This window comes from Pseudomonas sp. LBUM1644 (genome assembly GCF_059716195.1).
Genome location: NZ_CP166812.1, coordinates 5,554,099 through 5,576,220, shown reverse-complemented (window position 1 = coordinate 5,576,220; position 22,122 = coordinate 5,554,099). Strand labels below are relative to the sequence as shown.

At 60.7% G+C, this 22,122-nt stretch carries 21 protein-coding genes; 15 read left to right on the top strand and 6 right to left on the bottom strand.

What is annotated here, in order from left to right:
- Positions 1-138: 138 nt before the first annotated feature.
- The gene (exaC, locus tag ACA052_RS25575; RefSeq protein ID WP_497647333.1) at positions 139-1,659 is read right to left on the bottom strand and encodes an acetaldehyde dehydrogenase ExaC; all 1,521 of its coding nucleotides are present in this window, start codon (positions 1,657-1,659) and stop codon (positions 139-141) included.
- A gap of 421 nt (positions 1,660-2,080) precedes the next feature.
- On the opposite strand from exaC, the gene ACA052_RS25570 reads away from it, so the two are divergent.
- The 4 genes from ACA052_RS25570 to ACA052_RS25555 all read left to right on the top strand — a co-directional run bounded on the left by ACA052_RS25570 (position 2,081) and on the right by ACA052_RS25555 (position 6,438).
- Entirely contained in the window at positions 2,081-3,994 is a 1,914-nt protein-coding gene (locus ACA052_RS25570) for a sigma-54-dependent Fis family transcriptional regulator (protein ID WP_497647332.1), read from the top strand.
- A 188-nt stretch (positions 3,995-4,182) separates the two neighbouring features.
- Entirely contained in the window at positions 4,183-5,532 is a 1,350-nt protein-coding gene (gene mpl, locus ACA052_RS25565) for a UDP-N-acetylmuramate:L-alanyl-gamma-D-glutamyl-meso-diaminopimelate ligase (RefSeq protein WP_497647331.1), read from the top strand.
- The gene (gene ubiX / locus ACA052_RS25560; protein WP_497647330.1) at positions 5,529-6,161 is read left to right on the top strand and encodes a flavin prenyltransferase UbiX; all 633 of its coding nucleotides are present in this window, start codon (positions 5,529-5,531) and stop codon (positions 6,159-6,161) included. The genes mpl and ubiX overlap by 4 nt, the downstream gene beginning before the upstream one ends.
- Positions 6,154-6,438 (top strand): YceK/YidQ family lipoprotein, encoded by a 285-nt coding sequence (locus ACA052_RS25555; protein ID WP_497647329.1) that lies wholly within the window; start codon positions 6,154-6,156, stop codon positions 6,436-6,438. Before ubiX ends, ACA052_RS25555 begins: the two co-directional genes overlap by 8 nt.
- A 134-nt stretch (positions 6,439-6,572) precedes the next feature.
- On the opposite strand, the gene ACA052_RS25550 is transcribed toward ACA052_RS25555, so the two are convergent.
- From ACA052_RS25550 to ACA052_RS25540, 3 genes are all read right to left on the bottom strand, one after another.
- The gene (locus ACA052_RS25550) at positions 6,573-7,214 is read right to left on the bottom strand and encodes an oxidoreductase (RefSeq protein ID WP_497647328.1); all 642 of its coding nucleotides are present in this window, start codon (positions 7,212-7,214) and stop codon (positions 6,573-6,575) included.
- A gap of 27 nt (positions 7,215-7,241) precedes the next feature.
- Entirely contained in the window at positions 7,242-8,960 is a 1,719-nt protein-coding gene (locus ACA052_RS25545; protein WP_497647327.1) for a C13 family peptidase, read from the bottom strand.
- 103 nt (positions 8,961-9,063) lie between these two features.
- Positions 9,064-9,519 (bottom strand): MaoC family dehydratase, encoded by a 456-nt coding sequence (locus ACA052_RS25540; protein WP_497647326.1) that lies wholly within the window; start codon positions 9,517-9,519, stop codon positions 9,064-9,066.
- A gap of 198 nt (positions 9,520-9,717) precedes the next feature.
- Here ACA052_RS25540 and ACA052_RS25535 point away from each other — a divergent pair, with 198 nt between their 5' ends.
- The 3 genes from ACA052_RS25535 to ACA052_RS25525 are packed head-to-tail and all read left to right on the top strand — an operon-like array spanning position 9,718 to position 11,394.
- Positions 9,718-10,080 carry a CidA/LrgA family protein gene (locus ACA052_RS25535; RefSeq protein ID WP_497647325.1) on the top strand — a complete coding sequence of 121 codons (363 nt, stop codon included), beginning with the start codon at positions 9,718-9,720 and terminating at the stop codon, positions 10,078-10,080.
- The gene (locus ACA052_RS25530) at positions 10,077-10,793 is read left to right on the top strand and encodes an LrgB family protein (protein WP_497647324.1); all 717 of its coding nucleotides are present in this window, start codon (positions 10,077-10,079) and stop codon (positions 10,791-10,793) included. The genes ACA052_RS25535 and ACA052_RS25530 overlap by 4 nt, the downstream gene beginning before the upstream one ends.
- Positions 10,794-10,803: 10 nt before the next feature.
- Positions 10,804-11,394, top strand: a complete 591-nt coding sequence (locus ACA052_RS25525) for an LON peptidase substrate-binding domain-containing protein (protein ID WP_497647323.1) — start codon at positions 10,804-10,806, stop codon at positions 11,392-11,394.
- Positions 11,395-11,548: 154 nt separating this feature from the next.
- Here the strand turns inward: ACA052_RS25525 and ACA052_RS25520 are convergent, their stop codons facing one another.
- Entirely contained in the window at positions 11,549-12,865 is a 1,317-nt protein-coding gene (locus tag ACA052_RS25520) for a bifunctional DedA family/phosphatase PAP2 family protein (RefSeq protein WP_497647322.1), read from the bottom strand.
- A gap of 108 nt (positions 12,866-12,973) precedes the next feature.
- The gene (locus ACA052_RS25515) at positions 12,974-13,669 is read right to left on the bottom strand and encodes a DNA-3-methyladenine glycosylase (protein WP_497647321.1); all 696 of its coding nucleotides are present in this window, start codon (positions 13,667-13,669) and stop codon (positions 12,974-12,976) included.
- 189 nt (positions 13,670-13,858) lie between these two features.
- Between ACA052_RS25515 and ACA052_RS25510 the strand changes: the two genes are divergently transcribed.
- The 8 genes from ACA052_RS25510 (at position 13,859) to ACA052_RS25475 (ending at position 21,948) form a co-directional block, all read left to right on the top strand.
- The gene (locus tag ACA052_RS25510) at positions 13,859-15,130 is read left to right on the top strand and encodes a glutamate-5-semialdehyde dehydrogenase (RefSeq protein WP_497647320.1); all 1,272 of its coding nucleotides are present in this window, start codon (positions 13,859-13,861) and stop codon (positions 15,128-15,130) included.
- Positions 15,099-15,821, top strand: a complete 723-nt coding sequence (gene nadD, locus ACA052_RS25505) for a nicotinate-nucleotide adenylyltransferase (protein WP_497647319.1) — start codon at positions 15,099-15,101, stop codon at positions 15,819-15,821. Before ACA052_RS25510 ends, nadD begins: the two co-directional genes overlap by 32 nt.
- A 73-nt stretch (positions 15,822-15,894) precedes the next feature.
- On the top strand, positions 15,895-16,389 hold the full coding sequence (rsfS, locus tag ACA052_RS25500) for a ribosome silencing factor (RefSeq protein WP_497647318.1): 495 nt from the start codon (positions 15,895-15,897) through the stop codon (positions 16,387-16,389).
- 9 nt (positions 16,390-16,398) lie between these two features.
- Complete coding sequence (gene rlmH, locus ACA052_RS25495; protein WP_007937439.1) at positions 16,399-16,866, top strand: 23S rRNA (pseudouridine(1915)-N(3))-methyltransferase RlmH; 468 nt, start codon at positions 16,399-16,401, stop codon at positions 16,864-16,866.
- Between the two features lie 10 nt (positions 16,867-16,876).
- A complete protein-coding gene (mrdA, locus tag ACA052_RS25490; protein ID WP_497647317.1) occupies positions 16,877-18,772 on the top strand; it encodes a penicillin-binding protein 2 in 1,896 nt (631 codons plus the stop codon).
- A gap of 31 nt (positions 18,773-18,803) precedes the next feature.
- The gene (gene rodA / locus ACA052_RS25485) at positions 18,804-19,907 is read left to right on the top strand and encodes a rod shape-determining protein RodA (protein ID WP_461988785.1); all 1,104 of its coding nucleotides are present in this window, start codon (positions 18,804-18,806) and stop codon (positions 19,905-19,907) included.
- A gap of 17 nt (positions 19,908-19,924) precedes the next feature.
- Positions 19,925-20,935, top strand: a complete 1,011-nt coding sequence (mltB, locus tag ACA052_RS25480) for a lytic murein transglycosylase B (protein ID WP_497647316.1) — start codon at positions 19,925-19,927, stop codon at positions 20,933-20,935.
- The gene (locus ACA052_RS25475) at positions 20,935-21,948 is read left to right on the top strand and encodes a septal ring lytic transglycosylase RlpA family protein (protein WP_497647315.1); all 1,014 of its coding nucleotides are present in this window, start codon (positions 20,935-20,937) and stop codon (positions 21,946-21,948) included. The genes mltB and ACA052_RS25475 overlap by 1 nt, the downstream gene beginning before the upstream one ends.
- Positions 21,949-22,122: the final 174 nt, after the last annotated feature.

Sequence of the window (22,122 nt, the reverse complement as noted above, 5' to 3'; positions counted from 1 at the left end):
GATGCTTGGTGAATGGTTTGGAAAGCCATCTCTGTAGGAGCTGGCGAAGCCTGCGATCTTTTCAATCAGACGACGGGAGCTACCGACAAGCAAAGATCAAAAGATCGCAGCCTGCGGCAGCTCCTACAGTCGGATGGTTTAGAAGAACCCCAACGGATTGATGTCGTAGCTCACCAGCAGGTTTTTGGTCTGCTGATAGTGATCGAGCATCATTTTGTGGGTTTCACGACCGACGCCGGATTTTTTGTACCCGCCGAACGCCGCATGCGCCGGGTACAGGTGGTAGCAGTTGGTCCAGACACGACCGGCCTTGATGGCGCGGCCCATGCGGTAGGCGCGGTTGATGTCGCGGGTCCAGAGACCGGCGCCCAGGCCGAACTCGGTGTCGTTGGCGATGGCCAGGGCTTCGGCTTCGTCCTTGAAGGTGGTGATGCTTACCACCGGCCCAAAGATTTCTTCCTGGAACACGCGCATTTTGTTGGTGCCCTTGAGCAGGGTCGGCTGGATGTAATACCCGGTCGCCAGGTTGCCCTCGAGTTTTTCGATTTTGCCGCCGGTCAACAACTCGGCGCCTTCGCCCTTGGCGATTTCCAGGTACGAAAGGATTTTGTCGAATTGCTGCTCCGACGCCTGGGCGCCGACCATGGTGTCGGTGTCCAGCGGGTCGCCACGTTTGATCTGCAGGACTTTCTTCATCACCACTTTCATGAAGTCGTCGTAGATCGACTCTTGCACCAGTGCGCGAGACGGGCAGGTGCAGACTTCGCCCTGGTTGAAGAATGCCAGCACCAGGCCTTCTGCAGCTTTTTCGATGAAGGTTTCTTCGGCTTGCATGATGTCGGCGAAGAAGATGTTCGGCGACTTGCCACCCAGCTCCACGGTGGACGGAATGATGTTTTCCGCGGCGCATTTCATGATGTGCGAGCCGACCGGGGTCGAGCCGGTGAAGGCGATCTTGGCGATGCGTTTGCTGGTGGCCAAGGCCTCACCGGCCTCTTTGCCATAGCCTTGCACCACGTTCAGCACGCCCGGCGGCAGCAGGTCGCCGATCAGCTCCATCAGCATGGTAATGCCCAGCGGCGTTTGCTCGGCAGGCTTGAGCACCACGCAGTTACCGGCCGCCAGTGCCGGGGCGAGTTTCCAGGCGGCCATCAGGATCGGGAAGTTCCACGGGATGATCTGCCCGACCACGCCCAGCGGTTCATGGATGTGATAGGCCACGGTGTTGCCGTCGATTTCGGCGGCGCTGCCTTCCTGGGCACGGATGCAACCGGCGAAGTAGCGGAAGTGGTCGGCAGCCAGCGGAATGTCGGCGTTGAGGGTTTCACGTACGGCTTTGCCGTTGTCCCAGGATTCGGTGATCGCCAGCACTTCGAGGTTCTGTTCGATGCGGTCGGCGATTTTCAGCAGCACCAGCGAGCGCGCCTGGGCGGACGTGGCGCCCCAGGCATCGGCAGCCGCGTGGGCAGCGTCCAGGGCTTTATCGATGTCTTCGGCCGTGGAGCGCGGGAATTCGGCAATCGGTTGGCCATTTACTGGCGAGGTATTGGTGAAGTACTGACCTTTAACAGGCGCGACGAACTCGCCGCCGATGTAGTTACCGTATTTGCTCTTGAACGAAACGATAGCGCCTTCAGTACCGGGGTGAGCGTAACGCATGGTGATTTCTCCTTGGCTTTTGTGCTTATAAGGGAGAGCGCATGAGCGCTTGCTATAAGCGTAGAGCAAAGGTCGGGCCACTGCCTTGCAGGTCAGGCAAATCAAGGCCTTGCGCGGTTTGTGTCGGACGGGCGGGCAGCGCCTGCAACGCTTTTGGTACAGCCCCCGTGACACTTTGTACCGCTTGTGCCACACCCTGTGACTGGGTGGTCTTGCCAGCATTGTAATGCAGGCTAGGCTGGAGGATGCTCGGTACTCACAGATGAATGGCTGCTGCATGACCCCTGTAGGAGCTGCCGAGTGAAACGAGGCTGCGATCTTTTGATCTTGTTCTTAAAAGCAAAATCAAAAGATCGCAGCCTCGTTTCACTCGGCAGCTCCTACAGGGGCGATGTAGACCGCTCGGGGAGAATAATAAGAAATGCACGACAACCATTTAAGTCGCCATGCCCGGCAAGTGCTGACTGTGACCCAGGGCAAATCCCACCTGCACGGTCCCGGCAGCGATCCGTCGATTGCCCGTTCCTGGCTGCGTTGTCTTGAGGATTATCATCTCGACCCGGCGCTGACCATGCCGCCGACAGTGCTGGAGCATGGCCGCGTACTGGAAAGCCGCGAGCGCTTGCAGCAAGTGCTGCACATTGCCGGCAACGAAATGGCCAGTCTTCATCAGCAACTTTCCGGCGCTGGCCACGCGGTGCTGCTGACCGACGCGCGCGGGGTGATCCTCAACTGCGTCACCGCGCCTGCAGAACGGAAGATTTTCGAACGCGCCGGCCTCTGGCTTGGCGCCGACTGGAGCGAGGCGTGCGAAGGCACCAACGGCATCGGCACGTGCCTGGTGGAGCGGCAGTCGCTGACCATTCATCAGGATGAGCATTTTCGCGGCCGCCACACCGGCCTCACCTGCTCCGCAAGCCCGGTGTTCGATCCGCACGGCGAACTGCTGGCGGTGCTCGACGTATCGTCGGCGCGCCATGATGTTTCGCGGCAGAGCCAGTTCCACACCATGGCCCTGGTCAATCTGTCGGCGAAGATGATCGAGAGCTGCTATTTCCTGCGTTATTTCGACAATCAATGGTTGCTGCGCTTTCACTTGCAGGCCGAATCCGTGGGGCTGTTCAGCGAGGGGTTGCTGGCGTTCGACGGAGAAGGGCTGATCAGTGCGGTCAACCAGAGCGCGCTGAATCTGTTGGGGCATGTTCGCGGCGGATTGTTGGGCAAACCGGTGGAGGCATTTTTCGATTGCTCGCTGGATGACTTGCTCGGCCGCGCGAGTGTGAATGCCAGCGCCAGTTGGCCGTTGCGAACCCGAGACGGGCGCAGTCTGTTTGCCGTGCTGCGGGGCCAGCCGCGCAGCATTCCGGTGCCGGTGGTTCAACGCCCGGCGATGGCTGAGCGCCCGCGCTTGTCGGGCATCTGTATTGGCGATGCTGCCTTGCAGGAAGATTTCCGCAAGTCCCTGCGAGTCTTTGAACGGGACGTGCCGCTGTTGATCAATGGCGAAACCGGATCCGGCAAAGAGGCCTTCGCCAAAGCCGTGCATCAAGCCAGTCAGCGCGCTGAAAAAGCGTTCGTTGCCCTCAACTGCGCGGCGATTCCTGAAAGCCTGATCGAGAGCGAACTGTTCGGCTATCGCGGCGGCAGCTTTACCGGCGCGCGTAAGGAAGGCATGCGCGGCAAGTTGCAGCAGGCCGATGGCGGGACGTTGTTCCTCGATGAAATCGGTGACATGCCGCTGGCACTGCAGACGCGGCTGTTAAGGGTGCTGGAAGATCGTCAGGTGGTGCCGATTGGCGGCGAGCCGGAGGCGGTCAATGTGCGGATCATCAGCGCCACTCACCGCAATTTGCTGGAGCGAGTGCAGGATGGCAGCTTCCGCGAAGATTTGTATTACCGGCTCAATGGGTTGGAGATCGGTTTGCCAGCGTTGCGTGAGCGCAGCGATAAATCCCAGCTGCTCGACTTTTTGCTGGCTGAAGAGGCGGCAGGGGAGGCGGTGCTGATAGATGAACCGGCCCGCCAGGCTTTGTTGGGCTTCGCGTGGCCCGGTAACGTGCGGCAATTGCGCAATGTACTGCGGACATTGGCGGCGTTGTGCGACGGCGGGCGGATCGGTCTGGAGGATTTACCGGCGATGATTCGACAGACCCGGCCGGCACCGGTGGTGACCGTTGAAGAGCCGTCTGAGCATCCGCTGGAGGATGCCGAGCGGCTGGCGTTGCTCAATGCGCTGGAACAGACGCGTTGGCATATGACGCATACGGCGGAACAGCTTGGCGTCAGTAGAAACACCCTTTACCGGAAGCTGCGTAAACACGGTATCGCACGGTAAACCGTGTCGCGGCCATTCGCGAGCAAGCCCGCTCCCACATTTGATTGGTGGTGTTCACATTCTCTGTGTTCACAGGAGAACCAATGTGGGAGCGGGCTTGCTCGCGAATGGCGTCAGAGAGACCGAAACACAAGGTGCGATTTTCCCCTCCCTACGCTAACCTGCGGCCATGTTTTACGAGGTCGACTATGCACATTCATATTCTTGGTATCTGTGGCACTTTCATGGGTTCGATGGCGGTTCTGGCCAAAGAGCTGGGCCATCACGTGACGGGCTCCGATGCCAACGTCTATCCGCCGATGAGCACTCAGCTTGAGGCGCAGGGCATTGAGTTGACTCAAGGCTACGATCCTGCACAGCTCGATCCGGCACCGGACCTGGTGGTGATTGGCAACGCCATGTCTCGCGGCAACCCGGCGGTCGAGTACGTATTGAACAAAGGCCTGCCGTACGTCTCCGGCCCGCAATGGCTGGCGGATCACGTGCTGCAAAGTCGCTGGGTGCTGGCGGTCGCGGGTACTCACGGCAAAACCACCACCAGCAGCATGCTCGCCTGGGTGCTGGAACACGCGGGCATGAGCCCGGGTTTCCTGATCGGCGGCGTGCCGCAGAACTTTTCCGTGTCGGCCCGCCTGGGCGGCACTCCGTTCTTCGTGATCGAAGCCGACGAGTACGATAGTGCGTTCTTCGACAAGCGCTCCAAGTTCGTTCACTACCGCCCGCGCACGGCGATCCTGAATAACCTGGAGTACGATCACGCCGACATCTTCCCCGATCTGCCAGCCATCGAGCGGCAATTCCACCATTTGGTGCGCACCATCCCGAGTGAAGGCCTGGTGATCCACCCGACCACCGAACCGGCGTTGCAGCGCGTGATCGAGATGGGCTGCTGGACCCCGGTGCAAACCACCGGTGCCGGTGGTCAGTGGCAGGTCAAGTTGCTGAGCGCAGACGGCTCGAAGTTCGAAGTGATGTTTGAAGGCGTCAATCAAGGCGTGGTCGACTGGGACATGACCGGTCAGCACAACGTCGCTAACGCCCTGGCGACATTGGCGGCGGCTCGCCACGTCGGCGTTGTGCCTTCCCTGGGCATCGCCGCGCTGAGCGTCTTCAAAAGCGTGAAGCGCCGTATGGAAAAAGTCGCGGAAGTGCGTGGCATCACCATTTATGACGACTTTGCCCACCACCCGACGGCCATCGCCACCACCCTTGATGGCTTGCGCAAACGCATCGGCGATGCGCCGTTGATCGCGATTATCGAGCCGCGTTCCAACTCCATGAAACTTGGCGCTCACCGCGACGGCTTGCCGGAAAGCGTGGTCGATGCCGATCAGGTGATCTGGTACGCGCCACCCAACCTCGGCTGGGACCTGGCCGGCACCGCCGCGCTGTGCACGGTGCCGTCGATCGTCAGCGATTCGCTTGAAGGCATCATCGAACGGGTGAAAAGCCAGGCCCAGCCCGGCACCCACGTGGTGATCATGAGCAACGGCGGCTTCGGCGGCCTGCATGGCAAACTCGCCGAGGCACTGCAATGAACAACGGCCCGGAACGCATCACGCTGGCGATGACCGGTGCTTCCGGCGCCCAGTACGGTTTGCGCCTGCTCGACTGCCTGGTGCGTGAAGATCGCGAAGTGCACTTCCTGATCTCCAAGGCGGCGCAATTGGTGATGGCTACCGAAACGGACGTCACGCTGCCGCCCAAGCCGCAGATGATGCAAGCCTTCCTCAGCGAATACACCGGCGCTGAAGCCGGGCAGATTCGGGTTTACGGCAAGGAAGACTGGATGTCGCCGGTGGCCTCGGGCTCCGGCTCGCCGGCGGCGATGGTGGTGGTGCCGTGTTCCACCGGGACCTTGTCGGCCATTGCGACCGGTGCCTGCAACAACCTGATCGAGCGCGCCGCCGACGTGACGCTGAAGGAGCGGCGTCAGCTGATTCTGGTACCCCGTGAAGCGCCCTATTCGAGCATTCACCTGGAAAACATGCTCAAGTTGTCGAACATGGGTGTGACGATTTTGCCGGCCTCGCCCGGTTTCTATCATCAGCCACAAACCATCGACGACCTGGTCGACTTCGTTGTGGCGCGGATTCTCAATGTGCTGAACATTCCACAAGACATGCTGCCGCGCTGGGGCGAGCACCATCTGACCAGCGATGAATAAGCTACTGGCGATTGTCCTGGCGTTGCAATTGGCCGGGTGCGCCACGGCGCGTACGCTTGATGCTTCCAAGCCTGGAGCGCCGTTGGTGTACGCCGGCACGCGGCTGGATTTGTATGCGATGAACGGCGGTTGCTGTGCCAAGGACCGATTCGGTGCAGAAGCGCCGAGCTATCCGGGCGTGGACCTGCCGGCCAGCGCGTTGCTCGACACGTTGCTGTTGCCGTTGTCGGTTTTAACGGTGATCGGGGTCAGTTTTCAGGCGTCGGGCGGGTTGTAGCGTTCGACCTGAATCGGTGTCGCGCCCTTCGCGGGCAAGCCTCGCTCCTACAGGTTATGCATCATTTCAAGGCATGCATCTGACCTGTAGGAGCGAGGCTTGCCCGCGAAGGCGTCAAGTCAGGCGCCGCAGGATTACTTGCCGAGCTTGCGCAATTCATCCGACTCGACAATCCTGACCCCATCCTGCTCTTCCAGCGCCAGCCGCCACATGGCGCGGGCCAGTTGGCAGGCTTCGATGCCGCGGTATTTGCCGGGAATCAAGCGCGACAATGGTCCGGCGAATTGCTCGGCGGTACGCGGTTCGAGGCGCTCGCCCAGCAGCAGCGAAGGTCGGCAAATGGTCAGTTGCGGCCAGTTCTGCGCCCGCAATGCGTGTTCCATCTCGCCTTTGACCCGGTTATAGAAAACCGAGGACCTGCGATCCGCCCCCAGGGCACTGATCACGATCAGGTGCCGTGCGCCCATTTCCCGGGCTCGTTTGGCGAAAGCCACCACCATGTCCAGGTCGACGGCGCGAAACGCCTGTTCCGAGCCGGCTTGCTTGATGGTCGTGCCGAGGCAGCAATACGCGATGTCGACGCGACCATTGAGTTGCGGCAGGAACACGGCCGGGTCGCCGACCGGGTTTTCCAGGTGGGGGTGCTCGGCGAGTGGTCGGCGTGAGGGCGCCAATACCCTTGAAATCGTTGGCTCGTTGAGCAGGCGATCAAGCAGGTGTTCACCGGTCAAACCGGTAGCTCCGGCAAGCAATACGTGCTGAGGCGTCAAGTACATAGTGTTTCCCCCTTGATACTATTCAGCTTAGTTGCTCTTTGAATCCTTGCTGCTGATGGCGGCACTTTGCAATGCCTTTCGTGCTTGCTGCTTGCGCAACAGCTGCCAGTGGGAGAGCACGGTTTTCGGTGCCCAGATCTGTGGCTCGGAGGCTTCGAAGTTGTCCGCCAGCTCACGCTCGGCAACCGTGGCCTTGGCCAGCTTGAAGGCTTGTTCCAGATCGTCCGTCTGGTTCAATGCCTGGGCGAACAGCGCGTCGCCGAAGTAGGTGAAATTGGCTTCTTCGGAACAGCCGAAGGACACCCGGTCGGCGCGCGAAGCGGTCATGATCAGGGTGCGCTCGTCCTTGAGGGCCGGGATGAACCCGCCGGAGTAGCAGGACGAAATCACCACGATTTTGTCGCGGTTTTTCAACGGTGCGAGGACGGCAGCGAGTTCGTCGGCCGGCAGGTCGGACAATTCCATGCGAGGCTGATCGAGCACCAGTTCGTGTTCGCTGGTGCCGTGGCTGGTCAGGTAGATGAAGATCAAGTCTTCCGGGCCACTGCGCTCGGCCAGGGTCAGGACGGCGCGACGCAGGTTTTCCCGGGTGGCCATGGGGCGGTCCATCAGGTGATCGCGATGGTTCACCAGGCGGATCTGGCCAAATGCGCCGAAGCGGCTGGCGAGCATGTTGCTGACGTAATCGGATTCGCGCAGAAACACGCTCTGCTTGCCGTCACCGCCGAGGGTCAAGGTGTACAGCTCTACCGCCGAGGTCGAGGCCGGCACGTTGAACAGGGCATCGTCGAGCAAGCGGCCCTGGGCCAGCAACCCCAGTTCCAGGGAGTCGGGCAGTAATTTGCCGTCGGCGTCACGGACGCGCTGGCCATTGATCCAGGTCCCGCTTTGCACGGTGCCGTCAGTCAGCACCAGGGTGCCGCGACCGGAATAGCTGTCATTGTCGAATTGACCGATGTAGAAACTGCCGTCAGGCAGGTTTAACCGACCCGGGCCGGTGAAGCGCCAGTCACTGAACTGGCCGATGTAATGACTGCCGTCCGCGCCGATCAACTCACCCTTGCCGTTCAGCGATCCTTCCTTGAACTGGCCCAGCCAGACATCGCCATCGGCGTTCTCGTAGCGGCCCTTGCCGTGCAATTGATTGTTCTTGAAACCGCCGACGTAGATGTCGCCGTCCGCGCTGTTGAATGTGCCGTTGCCTTCCAGCTGACCGTTGACGAAATGCCCGGTGAACAGATTGCCGCTGGCATCGCCGCGCTGGCCTTCGCCATTGGGTTTGCCGTGGGCAAACTGGCCTTCATACGAGCTGCCGTCGTCGAGTTCGAGACGACCGAGCCCTGAATACTGGTCGGCTTTGAATTCGCCGCGGTAGGTCATGCCGTTTTCTTTGAGGGTGCCTTCACCCTCGCGTCGACCGAGTTTGAAACCGCCGGTGTAGCTGCTGCCGGTGGTCGTCAGTGCGCCTTGGCCGTCGAACAGCCCCTGATTGAATTGGCCGCGATAGACCTCGCCATTGCTGCCGTGCCATTCGCCCTGGCCATGCCATTGGCCCTTGTCGAAGTCGCCGGCGTACCAGCTGCCGTTCGGGTAGTCGATGCGGCCCTGGCCTTGCAGCAACCCGTCGACCAGATCACCGCGATAGCGTCCGCCGTCCGGAAGGCGGGCGTCAGGGGACAACAGCGATTCGCCGTCGCCGCACGCGGTGAGCATCAGGGTCAAAGCGAGGAGGGCAAGTGGGCGCATAGCGGGATCCGGGCAATTAGGCGACCGAGTATGCCGCAGCTCTATGACTTAGATATAGATAGAGGTCGCGAAACAGCGTGAGCTGCTTCGCATCCGGGAGGGTTTACACGAAGCAGAGGGACAGTGGCTCGGCAATGTACGCCGGTTTGTCCGAACCTTCGATTTCAAGCGTGGCGGTGGCTTTGAGCAGCCATTGGCCGGGCTTTTTCTCGGTGACTTCGGTCAGGTCGACCTTGAGCCGTACTTTCGAGTTGACCTTCACTGGCTGAATGAATCGCACGCTGTCGAGGCCGTAGTTGACCACCATCTTCAGGCCTTCAGGCAGGATGAGGATGTCTTCCATCAGTTTCGGGATTAGCGACAGTGACAGGAAACCGTGTGCAATAGTGCTGCCAAATGGCGTTTGCGCGGCTTTGACCGGGTCGACGTGGATGAACTGATAGTCACCAGTGGCTTCGGCGAACAGGTTGATGCGCTCCTGATCGATGGTAAGCCATTCGGAACGTCCAAGTTCCTTGCCGACATAATCTTTGAGCTCTGCAGCGGGAACATAGGGCATTGAGACTCTCCTTGGGTTCATCGGTATTTTTAGTTTTGAGGTGGGGGGATTTGACCTCCCGGATTACCACTTTAGATCAACATGGCAAATGGCTCAGGTCAACTGACCATGCTTATGGCGAATGCCGGTCTATAGCGTTGGCATGCTTATAATGCTCGGCCCGCCACTGCGGGTGACGGGTTCTGCGGGAGATGACAGATGTTGTTACGAGGTTTGACCTGGCTGGTACTGTTCCAATTGCTGGGCACAGCCATCAACCATTTGTTTTTGCCGGTGTTGCCGGGGCCGATCATCGGCCTGTTGCTACTGCTGGTGTATTTGATCAGCCGTGGTCAGGTCGGCGAACCGCTGAACCTCGCGGCCAGCAGCCTGCTGCGTTACCTGCCGTTGCTGCTGGTGCCGCCTGCCGTGGGCGTGATGGTCTATGCCAAAGACATCGCTGCGGATTTCTGGGCCATCGTCGGCGCGCTGGTGTTGTCACTGGTGCTGTCCCTGTCGTTTGTCGGCGTGCTGATGCAGCGTCTGATCAAGCGCCATGTTCATCCTGAGGACGGCCAATGACCTTCGACTGGCAGGGCGCCTGGGCGTCAGTGATTCATCATCCCTTGTTCGGCATCGGCATCACCCTCGGCGCCTATCAACTGGTGTTGGCGGCGTTCGAGAAAACCCGCTGGGTGTTTCTGCAGCCGGTGCTGGTTTCCATGCTGCTGGTGATCGGAGTGCTGGTGGGCTGCGGCCTGACCTACGCCGAATACCGCAAGAGCACCGAGATCCTCAGCATCCTGCTCGGCCCGGCCACTGTTGCGCTGGCAGTGCCGCTGTACCTCAATCTGCGACGGATTCGGCAGTTGTTCTGGCCGATATTTACTACGCTGGTGGTAGGCGGTGTGGTCGCCACCGGGCTGGGCGTGTTGCTGGGCTGGTCGTTCGGCGCCGAACACATGATCCTGATGACCATGGCGCCAAAATCAGTGACATCGCCGATCGCCATGCTGGTGGCCGAGCAGATTGGCGGTGTCGCGGCGCTGGCAGCCGTGTTTGTGTTGATCACCGGGGTGATCGGGGCGATCTTCGGCCCGAGTCTGCTGACCCGGCTGGGTGTCCACAGTCCCGAGGCGCGCGGCATGGCCCTGGGCATGACAGCCCACGCGGTCGGCACGTCAGTGGCGTTGCAGGAAAGTGAAGAGTGCGGCGCCTTTGCGGCGCTGGCGATGAGTCTGATGGGCGTGGCCACGGCGGTGTTCCTGCCCTTGGCCGTGTCGATGGTGGTGTAAGGAAATGTCTATGAGCTTGCCGCTTTTTCCGCTGAACACGGTGCTGTTTCCAGGCTGCATCCTCGACTTGCAGATCTTCGAGGCGCGCTACCTGGACATGATCAGTCGCTGCATGAAACAGGGCGGTGGCTTCGGCGTGGTGTGCATTCTCGACGGTGAAGAGGTCGGCATCGCCCCGGCCGGTTATGCGCTGGTCGGCTGTGAAGCGCTGATCACTGATTTCAAACAGCAAGACAATGGCTTGCTGGGGATCCGGGTGCAGGGTGGGCGGCGATTTCATGTGTTACATACCGAGGTGCAGCGCGACCACCTGACCGTCGCCGAGGTCGAGTGGCTGGAAGACGAGCCGGAGCAACCGCTGCAAGACGAGGACGCCGACCTGGTCGCCTTGCTCAAGGCCCTGGCCGAACACCCGATGGTCGAAGCGCTGAACATGGGCACCGAAGCGACCGGGCAGCAATCACTGGCCAATCAATTGGCGTACCTGTTGCCGTTTGCCGAAGTGGACAAGATAGACCTGCTGCAACTCGATGATCCGCAGCAGCGACTGGATGCGATCCAGGCATTGCTGGATGAGTTGCAGGGCGAGTTGTTTGCCTGACGAACCCTAAAAGATCGCAGCCTGTAGCAGCTGCCGAGCCTGCGAGGCTGCGTCCGGCGGCGAAGCCGTCGTAAGGATTTTCGCAAATACCTGCGAGGACTGCGTCCTCGAACGCAGCCTCGCAGGCTCGGCAGCTGCTACGCGTGATTCGGCATTAATAGGCGTATCTCAACATCGCATGGGGCAAATGCCGCAGCGCGAAGAATCCGAACAGCGCCACCAATGCAGGCAACACCAGCCACCAGACCCTGGTCGGCATGGCGTTGAGTGGCGTCTGGCGCTGACTCAGCCAGAGGCTCGCCGCGCAAACACACGCCGCCAGCATTGCACCGGCCAGCACATCCGTCGGCCAGTGCGCGCCCAGGTACACCCGCGACAACGCAATCGTCAGTGCCGGCAAACAACCCAGCAGCAACCAGGTCAGGCGCATCCGCGGCGGTTGCCCGCGTCCAGCCAGGACGGCGAGCGTCAGAAACAACGCGAAAGAGCCCGAGGCGTGGCCGCTGGGCATGCTGTAGGTGGCCAGCGGATCACTCAGCACTTCCGGGCGCATGCGGGCGAAGAAGTGTTTGGTCACGGTGTTGCCTAAAGCGGTGCAGAGCAAAGTGCTACCGGCGAAAATCGCTTGCCGCCATTGCCGGGTGACCAATAACAAACCGGTCACCAGGGCGCTGAACATCAGCATGTTGCGGAACTCGCCGATTAGCGTGAAGACGATCGCCACTTCATCGAGCATCGGGCTGCGGTGCTCTTGCACCAGTGTCATCACGCCCTGGTCGAGGGCGGTCAAGTAGGGATAGCCGATAAACAATCCCGCCAAAATCAGAAAGCTCATGCCGGCAATCAGCATCGTCGCTTTGCGATGCTGGCGCAGGCTGCTAGTCACGCTCAATCCCACCATCACCGCAATACTGCCGGCGACAATCCCGGCCTCAGGCCAGAAACCCTCCGGCAACGGCAGGCGAATCGCTGCACCCGTGGCCCAGCCCGGCAGCAGATAGGCAACGCTCCAGCCCGCGGCGGCCAGCAGGCTGACGGCGACGAAGCGCGGGAACGGCATGTCGAACATCCCTGCAACCATTGGCAGCATCGGCCGCAGTGGACCGATAAAGCGCCCGACCAACAAGCTGGCGATGCCATAGCGCTGGAAATACGCCTCGGCACCGGCGATCCATTCCGGGTGATGGCGCAAGCCTGGCAGGCGCCGGATGTTCTGGTGGAAATGTCGCCCGATGAAATACGAAACCACGTCGCCCAGCACGCCAGCGACGAATCCCAGCAGCAATGTTTCGCTCAACGACAGCGCACCGCTGCCGGCCAGCACCGCGACGGCAAACAACAACACCGTGCCGGGCACGATCAGCCCGGCAATTGCCAGGCACTCCACGAAGGCCACTAGGAACACCGCCGCCGCCAGCCATTGCGGGTTGACCGTCAACCAACCGGTCACGCTATCGAGCCATGGGCCCATAAAAACAACTCCATCTTATTGATTGATCCCCTGTAGGAGCTGCCGAAGGCTGCGATCTTTTGATCTTGAAAGATCGCAGCCTTCGGCAGCTCCTACAGGGGATTGTGTTCACAGCAAAAAATAATCGCGACCTTCGACCTGCCCCCGTCGCAACGGGTTCCGCGTGCAATACGGCGCGTAGGCGGCATCGACGAAGCGGTACATCAAGTGTTCGTCGCGCCCATGGGGAATGCCCAGTCGTGTGGTCTGAATGATGTGGCCCGGGACCGCGCCAACATCTTCCACCAACAGCGCTTCGTGATCGAAACGCTTGGCATCCCACACCGGCACCCTCAAACCCAGCGCCTTGCACAGCAGCGTCTGCCCGGCACACAGTTTTTGAGACGGGCGAGGGCGACCCTGTGCATCAGGGTTATTCAGCAGCATCTGCGCCAGGCTCGCTGGTCCGCTTGACTCGTCGACCCACGGATAGGCGGATTTGATCAGTACCGCATTGCCGGGACCCTGGGCGCTGAAGTTCAGCGAATCGCCTCCGCGGGCGTAATACATATAGATGTGACCGCCATCCAGAAACAAAGCCTTACGCTTTTCTGTGTAGCCGAGGGAGGCATGGCTGCCTTTTTCTTCGAAGTAATAGGCTTCGGTTTCGATGATCCGCGCGCTGAGCCACAGCTCGCCTACCCGGTGCCGGATGACTTTGCCGAGTAAATCCCGCGCCAGGGTTTGCGCGTCTCGGTCGAAAAACGCGTCCGGGAGTGCCTTGGGCAGGCTCGCAGCAGACGCACGAACAGACAGGTTAGTCATGATGAACGGCGTTTATCAGGGCTGATTGAGCGCTGATGATAACAATTTGCAGCTTAATCACGGCTGAACGTCGGCAAATTGCCCTCCATTTCGACCATCCGCCCGTCACCGCTGTTAGTCCCGGTACGCGACAGCTATAATCTGCCGCTTTACTCTTTACCAAGACCTTAGCAAAGACCGCCACCGACAATGACTGAGTCCGTTCTTGACTACATGACCCGCTTGGGTCGCGCTGCCCGCGAGGCTTCTCGCGTCATCGGCCGTGCCAGCACCGCGCAGAAAAACCGCGCCTTGCAGGCTGCTGCCAATGCGCTGGACGCTGCACGCGCCGAGCTGACGGCTGCCAATGAACGGGATTTGGCCGCTGGCCGCGCCAATGGCCTTGAGCCGGCACTGCTCGAACGCCTGGCGCTGACGCCAGAGCGGATCGACGGCATGATCGTCGGCCTGCGTCAGGTCGCGGCACTGCCGGACCCTGTGGGCGCGATCCGCGACATGAGCTACCGGCCGTCGGGGATTCAGGTCGGCAAGATGCGCGTGCCGCTGGGCGTGATCGGGATCATCTATGAATCCCGTCCCAACGTGACCATCGATGCCGCCAGCCTGTGCCTCAAGTCCGGCAACGCGACCATCCTGCGTGGCGGTTCCGAAGCGATTCATTCCAACCGTGCCATTGCCGCCTGCATCCAGCGCGGTCTGGCCGAGGCCGACCTGCCGGCCGCCGTGGTGCAAGTGGTTGAAACCACCGATCGCGCCGCCGTTGGCGCGCTGATCACCATGCCTGAATATGTCGACGTCATCGTGCCCCGTGGTGGCCGGGGCCTGATCGAGCGGGTCAGCCGCGATGCCCGCGTGCCGGTGATCAAGCATCTGGACGGCATTTGCCACGTGTACGTCAGTGCCCACGCCGATCTGCCGAAAGCCCAGCGCATCGCGTTCAATGCCAAGACGTACCGTTATGGCATCTGTGGCGCGATGGAAACGCTGCTGGTCGATCAAATCGTTGCCAAAGATTTCTTGCCGGCGATGGCAGCACAGTTCCGCGAAAAAGGCGTCGAACTGCGCGGTTGCGAACGCACCCGGGCCGTCATCGATGCTGCTGTGGCTACTGAAGAAGACTGGAACACCGAGTATCTGGCGCCGATTCTCTCGATCCGTGTGGTCGACGGACTGGACCAGGCCATCGAGCACATTAATAAGTACGGCTCCCATCACACTGACTCGATTGTCAGCGAACACCAGGGCGACACCCGGCGTTTCGTGGCTGAAGTCGATTCGGCATCGGTGATGATCAACACGCCGACGTGCTTCGCCGATGGTTTCGAATACGGATTGGGTGCCGAGATTGGTATTTCTACTGATAAGCTGCACGCCCGCGGACCGGTCGGTCTCGAAGGCCTGACCTGCGAGAAGTACATCGTGGTCGGTGATGGCCAATTGCGCGGCCAGGCGACGGTCTGACTTGGGCGACCTAAAAGCGCCGTCCCCGGTATCCGGCAGCGAACCCGCGCCTCGCCGTATCGGCATGCTGGGCGGGACGTTCGACCCGGTGCACATTGGCCATTTGCGCAGTGCGCTGGAAGTCGCCGAATCGCTGGCGCTCGATGAATTGCGTCTGACACCCAGTGCCAGGCCGCCTCATCGGGATACGCCGCAGGTGTCGGCGAAAGACCGTCTGGCGATGGTCGAGTGCGCGGTGGCCAGTGTGGCACCGTTGGTGGTGGACGCCCGCGAATTGCAGCGGGACAAGCCGTCCTACACCATCGATACCCTGGAATTGATGCGCGCCGAACTGGCTGCTCAAGACCAGGTTTTTCTACTTTTGGGCTGGGACGCATTTTGCGGCCTGCCCACTTGGCACCGCTGGGAAGAGTTGCTCCAGCATTGCCACATCCTGGTGCTGCAACGCCCGGATGCCGACAGCGAACCGCCGGATGCCTTGCGCAACCTGCTGGCAGCGCGCTCGGTGAGCGACCCGCTGGCCCTCAAAGGGCCGAGCGGACAGATTGCATTCGTCTGGCAGACGCCGCTCGCGGTATCCGCCACCCAGATCCGTCAACTGCTGGCCAGCGGTAAGTCGGTACGTTTCCTGGTGCCCGACGCGGTCCTGGCCTACATCGATGCGCACGGTCTCTACCGTGCGTCGAACTGAAAAGAGGGCATGCTTCCAGGCACGAAATGACGTGTATTGAAGCGCCCGAACATACGAGCAAAACGAGTTTTATATGACTGACAAAGACGTAACTAAAGTAAAGCGCAAAGGCACGTTCAAGAGCGCCCCGTTGCCAGTAGAGGCTCAAACCGGCCCTGAGCTGCGCGGCGAAGAACTGGTCAAGGTTGCCGTTGCGGCCCTGGAAGACGTCAAGGGCCAGGACATCCAGGTCATCGACGTTCGTGAAAAGCAGAGCATCACTGACTTCATGATCATCGCCACGGGTACTTCGAACCGCCAGATCGGCGCGATGCTGGACAAGGTCCGCGAAGCGGTCAAGGCTCAGGGCGTCAAGCCTTTGGGTGAAGAAGGCAAGGGCGACAGCGACTGGGTCCTGCTGGATATGGACGACGTCATCGTGCACATGATGACCGCCTCGGCTCGTCAGTTTTACGACCTCGAGCGTCTGTGGTCCGGTGCAGAGCAGAGCCGTGCTCTGAACGCTGCTCACCACAGCCCGGAAAACACCCATGAGCACTTCGTCAAGCTCAACAAAGACCAGCAATAAGGGACCGCTGTGCGACTGCGACTGATCGCCGTCGGTTCACGCATGCCCAAATGGGTGGAAGAAGGCTGGCATGAGTATGCCAAGCGTCTTCCGTCCGAGCTGGCGCTGGAACTGGTGGAAATACCGCTCAACACCCGTGGCAAGAACGCCGACGTGGCGCGCTTCATCCGTCAGGAAGGCGAAGCCATGCTGGCCAAGGTCGGGCCGAACGAGCGCGTCGTCACCCTCGAAGTCCATGGCAAGCCCTGGAGCACCGAGCAGTTGGCGGTCGAACTCGATCGCTGGCGGCTGGACTCGCGCACGGTCAATTTCATGGTCGGCGGCCCCGAAGGGCTGGCGCCGGAAGTCTGTGCGCGGGCCGATCAGCGTTGGTCATTGTCGCCGTTGACGTTGCCGCATCCGTTGGTGCGCATCCTGATCGGCGAACAGTTGTACCGTGCCTGGACAGTTCTGTCCGGCCACCCTTACCACAAGTAGTTCTGCCCTCATGTCCCAGCCGATCCGCATCAAGGACCACGAAAAAGACGCCCGTCTGGTGCGTGGCCGCGTCGTGTTCGGGGCCATTGCGGTCGTGACGCTGATTGGTGTGCTGATCGCGCGCCTGTATTTCCTCCAGGTGATCCAGTACGAGTATCACTCGACCCTGTCGGAAAACAACCGCGTCCATGTGCAGCCCATTCCGCCGACTCGCGGGTTGATTTTCGACCGCAACGGCGTGGTGGTGGCCGATAACCGGCCCAGCTTCAGCCTGAGCATGACCCGCGAGCGCTCAGGCGACTGGCAGCAAGTGCTCGACGTGATCGTCGAAGTGCTGGAGATGACGCCCGAGGACCGGGTGATTTTCGAGAAGCGCATGCGCCAGGGGCGCCGGCCGTTCGAACCGGTGCCGATCCTGTTCGAATTGACCGAAGAACAGATCGCGCGAATCGCGGTGAACCAGTTCCGCCTGCCTGGGGTGGAAGTGGTCGCGCAACTGGTTCGTCATTACCCGCAGGGTGCGCACTTTGCGCACTCGGTGGGCTACATGGGGCGGATCAACGAGAAAGAGCTCAAGACGCTGGACCCGGTGAGCTACAGCGGCACCCATCAAATTGGCAAAACCGGCATCGAGCGCTTCTACGAGCCGGAATTGCACGGTCAGGTCGGTTACGAAGAAGTCGAGACCAACGCCCGTGGCCGCGTGCTGCGGGTGCTCAAGCGTACCGAGCCGATTTCCGGCAAGGACATCGTCCTGAGCCTGGACATCAAATTGCAGGAAGCCGCCGAAACCGCACTCGGTGGTCGCCGCGGCGCGGTGGTCGCGTTGGACCCGAAAACCGGCGAAGTGCTGGCGATGGTCAGCCAGCCGAGTTTCGACCCGAACCTGTTTGTCACCGGCATCAGCTTCAAGGCTTATTCCGAGCTGCGCGATTCCATTGACCGGCCACTGTTCAACCGCGTACTGCGCGGCCTGTACCCGCCAGGCTCGACCATCAAGCCGGCGGTGGCGATTGCCGGCCTGGATTCGGGCGTGGTCACCGCGTCGACCCGGGTCTTCGACCCCGGTTACTACATGTTGCCCAATTACGATCACAAATATCGCAACTGGAACCGCACCGGCGACGGCTACGTGGATCTGGACACGGCGATCATGCGCTCCAACGACACCTACTTCTATGACCTGGCCCACAAGCTGGGGATCGATCGGTTGTCGACGTACCTGGGCAAGTTCGGGATCGGCCAGAAAGTGTCCCTGGACATGTTCGAAGAATCCCCGGGACTGATGCCGTCGCGGGAATGGAAGCGTGCAACCCGTCGTCAGGCGTGGTTCCCGGGCGAGACCCTGATTTTGGGGATCGGCCAGGGCTACATGCAGTCGACTCCGTTGCAACTGGCCCAGGCCACGGCGCTGGTGGCCAACAAAGGTGTGTGGAACCGTCCGCACTTGGCCAAGACAGTCGAAGGCGAGAGGCCCAAGGATGAGAATCCGATGCCCGACATCATCCTGCGCGACCCGTCCGACTGGACCAAGGTCAATCACGGTATGCAGCAGGTGATGCACGGTGCCCGGGGTACGGCGCGCAAGGCCGCGATCGGCGCGCAATACCGGATTGCCGGCAAAAGTGGTACGGCCCAGGTAGTCGCGATCAAGCAGGGCGAGAAGTACGACCGTTCCAAGGTCCAGGAGCGCCACCGCGACCACGCCTTGTTCGTCGGCTTCGCGCCGGCCGACAACCCGCAAATCGTGGTGGCGGTGATGGTCGAGAACGGCGAGTCCGGTTCCGGTGTCGCCGCCCCGGTGGTACGTCAAGTCATGGACGCCTGGCTCCTCGACCAGGACGGCCGACTGAAAGCCGAGTACGCCAGTCCTACCACTGCGGAGGCTACTGCCCGTGATGAATAATTTTGATCGCATGCTCTCCAGCGAGGATGTGATGCGTCGCCGTGCGACGCTGCTGCAACGATTGCACATCGACGGCCCTTTGCTGATCCTGCTGCTGACCCTCGCGGCGGGCAGCCTGTTCGTGCTGTATTCGGCCAGCGGCAAGAGCTGGGACCTGCTGGCCAAGCAAGCCACTTCGTTCGGTATCGGCCTGGTGTCGATGGTGGTCATTGCCCAGTTCGAGCCGCGTTTCATGGCTCGTTGGGTGCCGGTCGGTTATGTGCTCGGCGTGTTGTTGCTGGTGGTAGTGGACGTCATGGGCCACAACGCCATGGGCGCGACGCGCTGGATCAATATTCCCGGGGTGATCCGCTTCCAGCCATCGGAGTTCATGAAGATCCTGATGCCGGCGACCATCGCCTGGTATTTGTCCAAGCGCACATTGCCGCCGCAGCTCAAGCACGTAGGCGTCAGTCTGTTTCTGATCGGGCTGCCCTTCATCCTGATCGTGCGTCAGCCCGACCTCGGCACCTCGCTGCTGATCCTCGCCGGTGGTGCGTTCGTCTTGTTCATGGGCGGCCTGCGCTGGCGCTGGATCCTCAGCGTGCTGGCTGCCGCCGTGCCAGTCGCCGTGGCGATGTGGTTCTTCATCATGCACGACTACCAGAAGCAGCGAATCCTGACCTTCCTCGACCCCGAAAGTGATCCGCTGGGGACGGGCTGGAACATCATTCAGTCGAAAGCCGCCATCGGTTCCGGCGGCGTTTTCGGCAAGGGCTGGTTGCTGGGCACTCAATCGCACCTCGACTTCCTGCCGGAAAGCCACACCGACTTCATTATCGCGGTCATGGGCGAAGAATTCGGCCTGGTGGGCATCTGCGCATTGCTGTTGATTTACCTGTTGTTGATCGGTCGCGGGCTGGTGATTACCGCCCAGGCCCAGACATTGTTCGGCAAATTGCTGGCTGGCAGCCTGACCATGACGTTTTTTGTTTACGTTTTCGTCAACATCGGTATGGTCAGTGGCCTGTTGCCGGTGGTGGGGGTGCCGTTGCCGTTCATTAGCTACGGAGGAACTTCGCTGGTAACGCTGCTGTCAGCGTTTGGGGTTTTGATGTCGATCCATACCCATCGTAAGTGGATCGCACAGGTTTGAATAAGGTGAAGATTTCAATGCAAGAAATGCGTGGCTGGGCGACTCGAAATGCGTCGTGGGTCGGCCTGGTAAGCATCCTTGGCACTGCGCAGGAAGCGTTGGCCGGCGATTACGAAGGCACACCCCAGGTGGCCGAATTCGTTGGTGAAATGACCCGCGACTACGGGTTCGCCGGTGAACAGCTGATGGGTGTGTTCCGCGAAGCCGAGCGCAAGCAGGGGATTCTGGACGCGATCTCGAAACCCGCCGAGCGGGTCAAGCAATGGAACGAGTATCGCCCGATGTTCATCACCGATGCGCGCATCGCCCGTGGTGTGGACTTCTGGCGTCAGCACGAGGCCGTATTGGCGCGCGCGGAGCAGGAATACGGCGTGCCGGCGCAAGTGATTGTTTCGATCATTGGTGTCGAGACCTTTTTCGGCCGCAATACCGGCAATTATCGGGTGATCGACGCGTTGTCGACCCTGGGGTTCGACTATCCTCCCCGTGCTGAATTCTTCCGCAAGGAATTGCGTGAGTTCCTGCTGCTGGCCCGTGAAGAGCAGGTTGATCCGTTGACCCTCAAAGGCTCCTATGCCGGCGCCATGGGGTTGCCGCAGTTCATGCCGAGCAGTTTTCGCGCGTATGCGGTGGACTTTGACGGTGACGGTCACATCAATATCTGGACCAATCCGGACGATGCCATCGGCAGCGTTGCCAGTTATTTCAAGCGTCACGGCTGGGTGGCGGGCGAACCGGTCGTCAGTCGCGCTGACGTGCGTGGCGATCAGGTCGACGAAGGTTTGACCACGGGCATCGAGCCGACTAAAACGGTCGGGGAGTTGCGAGCCTTGGGCTGGTCGAGTCATGATGCGCTTCGCGATGACATGCCGGTCACGGCTTTCCGTCTGGAAGGCGACAATGGCCCCGAATACTGGATGGGCCTGAAGAATTTTTACGCAATCACGCGTTATAACCGCAGCGTGATGTACGCCATGGCGGTACATCAACTGTCTGAACAGCTGGTCCAAGCACGGGGCGTCAAGTAATGCGGGCATTGCCTATGAATAAACCCCTGAAGCTGATGGCATTCGCCGCGTTGGCGGTGCTGGTCGCCAGTTGTTCGACCAGCCGCGCGCCGACCCAGAAGACCTCTGGAACCGCCGTGCGCGCCATGCCGGGGCTGGACGTCAACCGTGCCCACAAAGATGGCGCACCTTGGTGGGACGTCGACGTTTCGCGCATCCCGGATGCCACGCCGACCCTGCACAGCGGTCCTTACAAGGCCAACCCGTACACTGTGCTGGGCAAGACCTACTTCCCGCTGCAGGACTCCAAGACGTATGTCGCCTCGGGCACGGCTTCGTGGTACGGGACCAAGTTCCACGGGCAGAACACCGCCAACGGCGAAGTGTATGACCTGTACGGCATGAGTGCCGCGCACAAGACCTTACCGCTGCCGAGTTATGTTCGGGTGACCAACCTGGACAACAACAAGAGCGTGGTCCTGCGGGTCAACGACCGTGGGCCGTTCTACTCGGACCGCATCATCGACTTGTCCTACGCCGCCGCCAAAAAGCTCGGCTATGCCGAAATCGGCACGGCGAGGGTCAAGGTTGAAGGTATCGACCCGCAAACGTGGTGGGCTGCCAAGGGCCGTCCGGCGCCTTTGATGCTCAATGAGCCTCAAGTAGCGCAAAATGCCGCGCCGACGATTACCGCTTCGGCGGGGAAGGTCGAGCAATGGACACCGCCGCCGCAGCAACACGCCGCCGCTGTAGTGCCCGTGCAGATCGATGCAAAAAAAAACGCTTCTGTACCAGCCTCTGGCCAGTATCTGCAGGTGGGCGCGTTCGCCAACCCGGACGCTGCAGAACTCCTGAGATCGAAGCTCAGCGGGATGGTGAGCGCTCCGGTGTTCATCAGCTCGATCGTGCGCAACCAACAGACACTGCATCGGGTACGCCTGGGGCCGATCGGCTCCCAGGGTGAAATCCAGCAGGTGCAGAACAGCGTGCGAATGGCCAATCTCGGTTCTCCGAGCCTGGTCACCGCCGAGTAACACGTAGTACTTGATTGACGGTTCGCTTGCAGTTGGGGGGTGAACCGGGTTGTTGGCTCGTGAAGAACAAAAGCCCGGCAAGGGTTCTGAGTTGAACAACTGAACACGCGACAGCTCGTTAGAAAGCTGTTTGATTAGTTTTGCCCATGGGCAGTTTCCATTAGCGATTTCGAG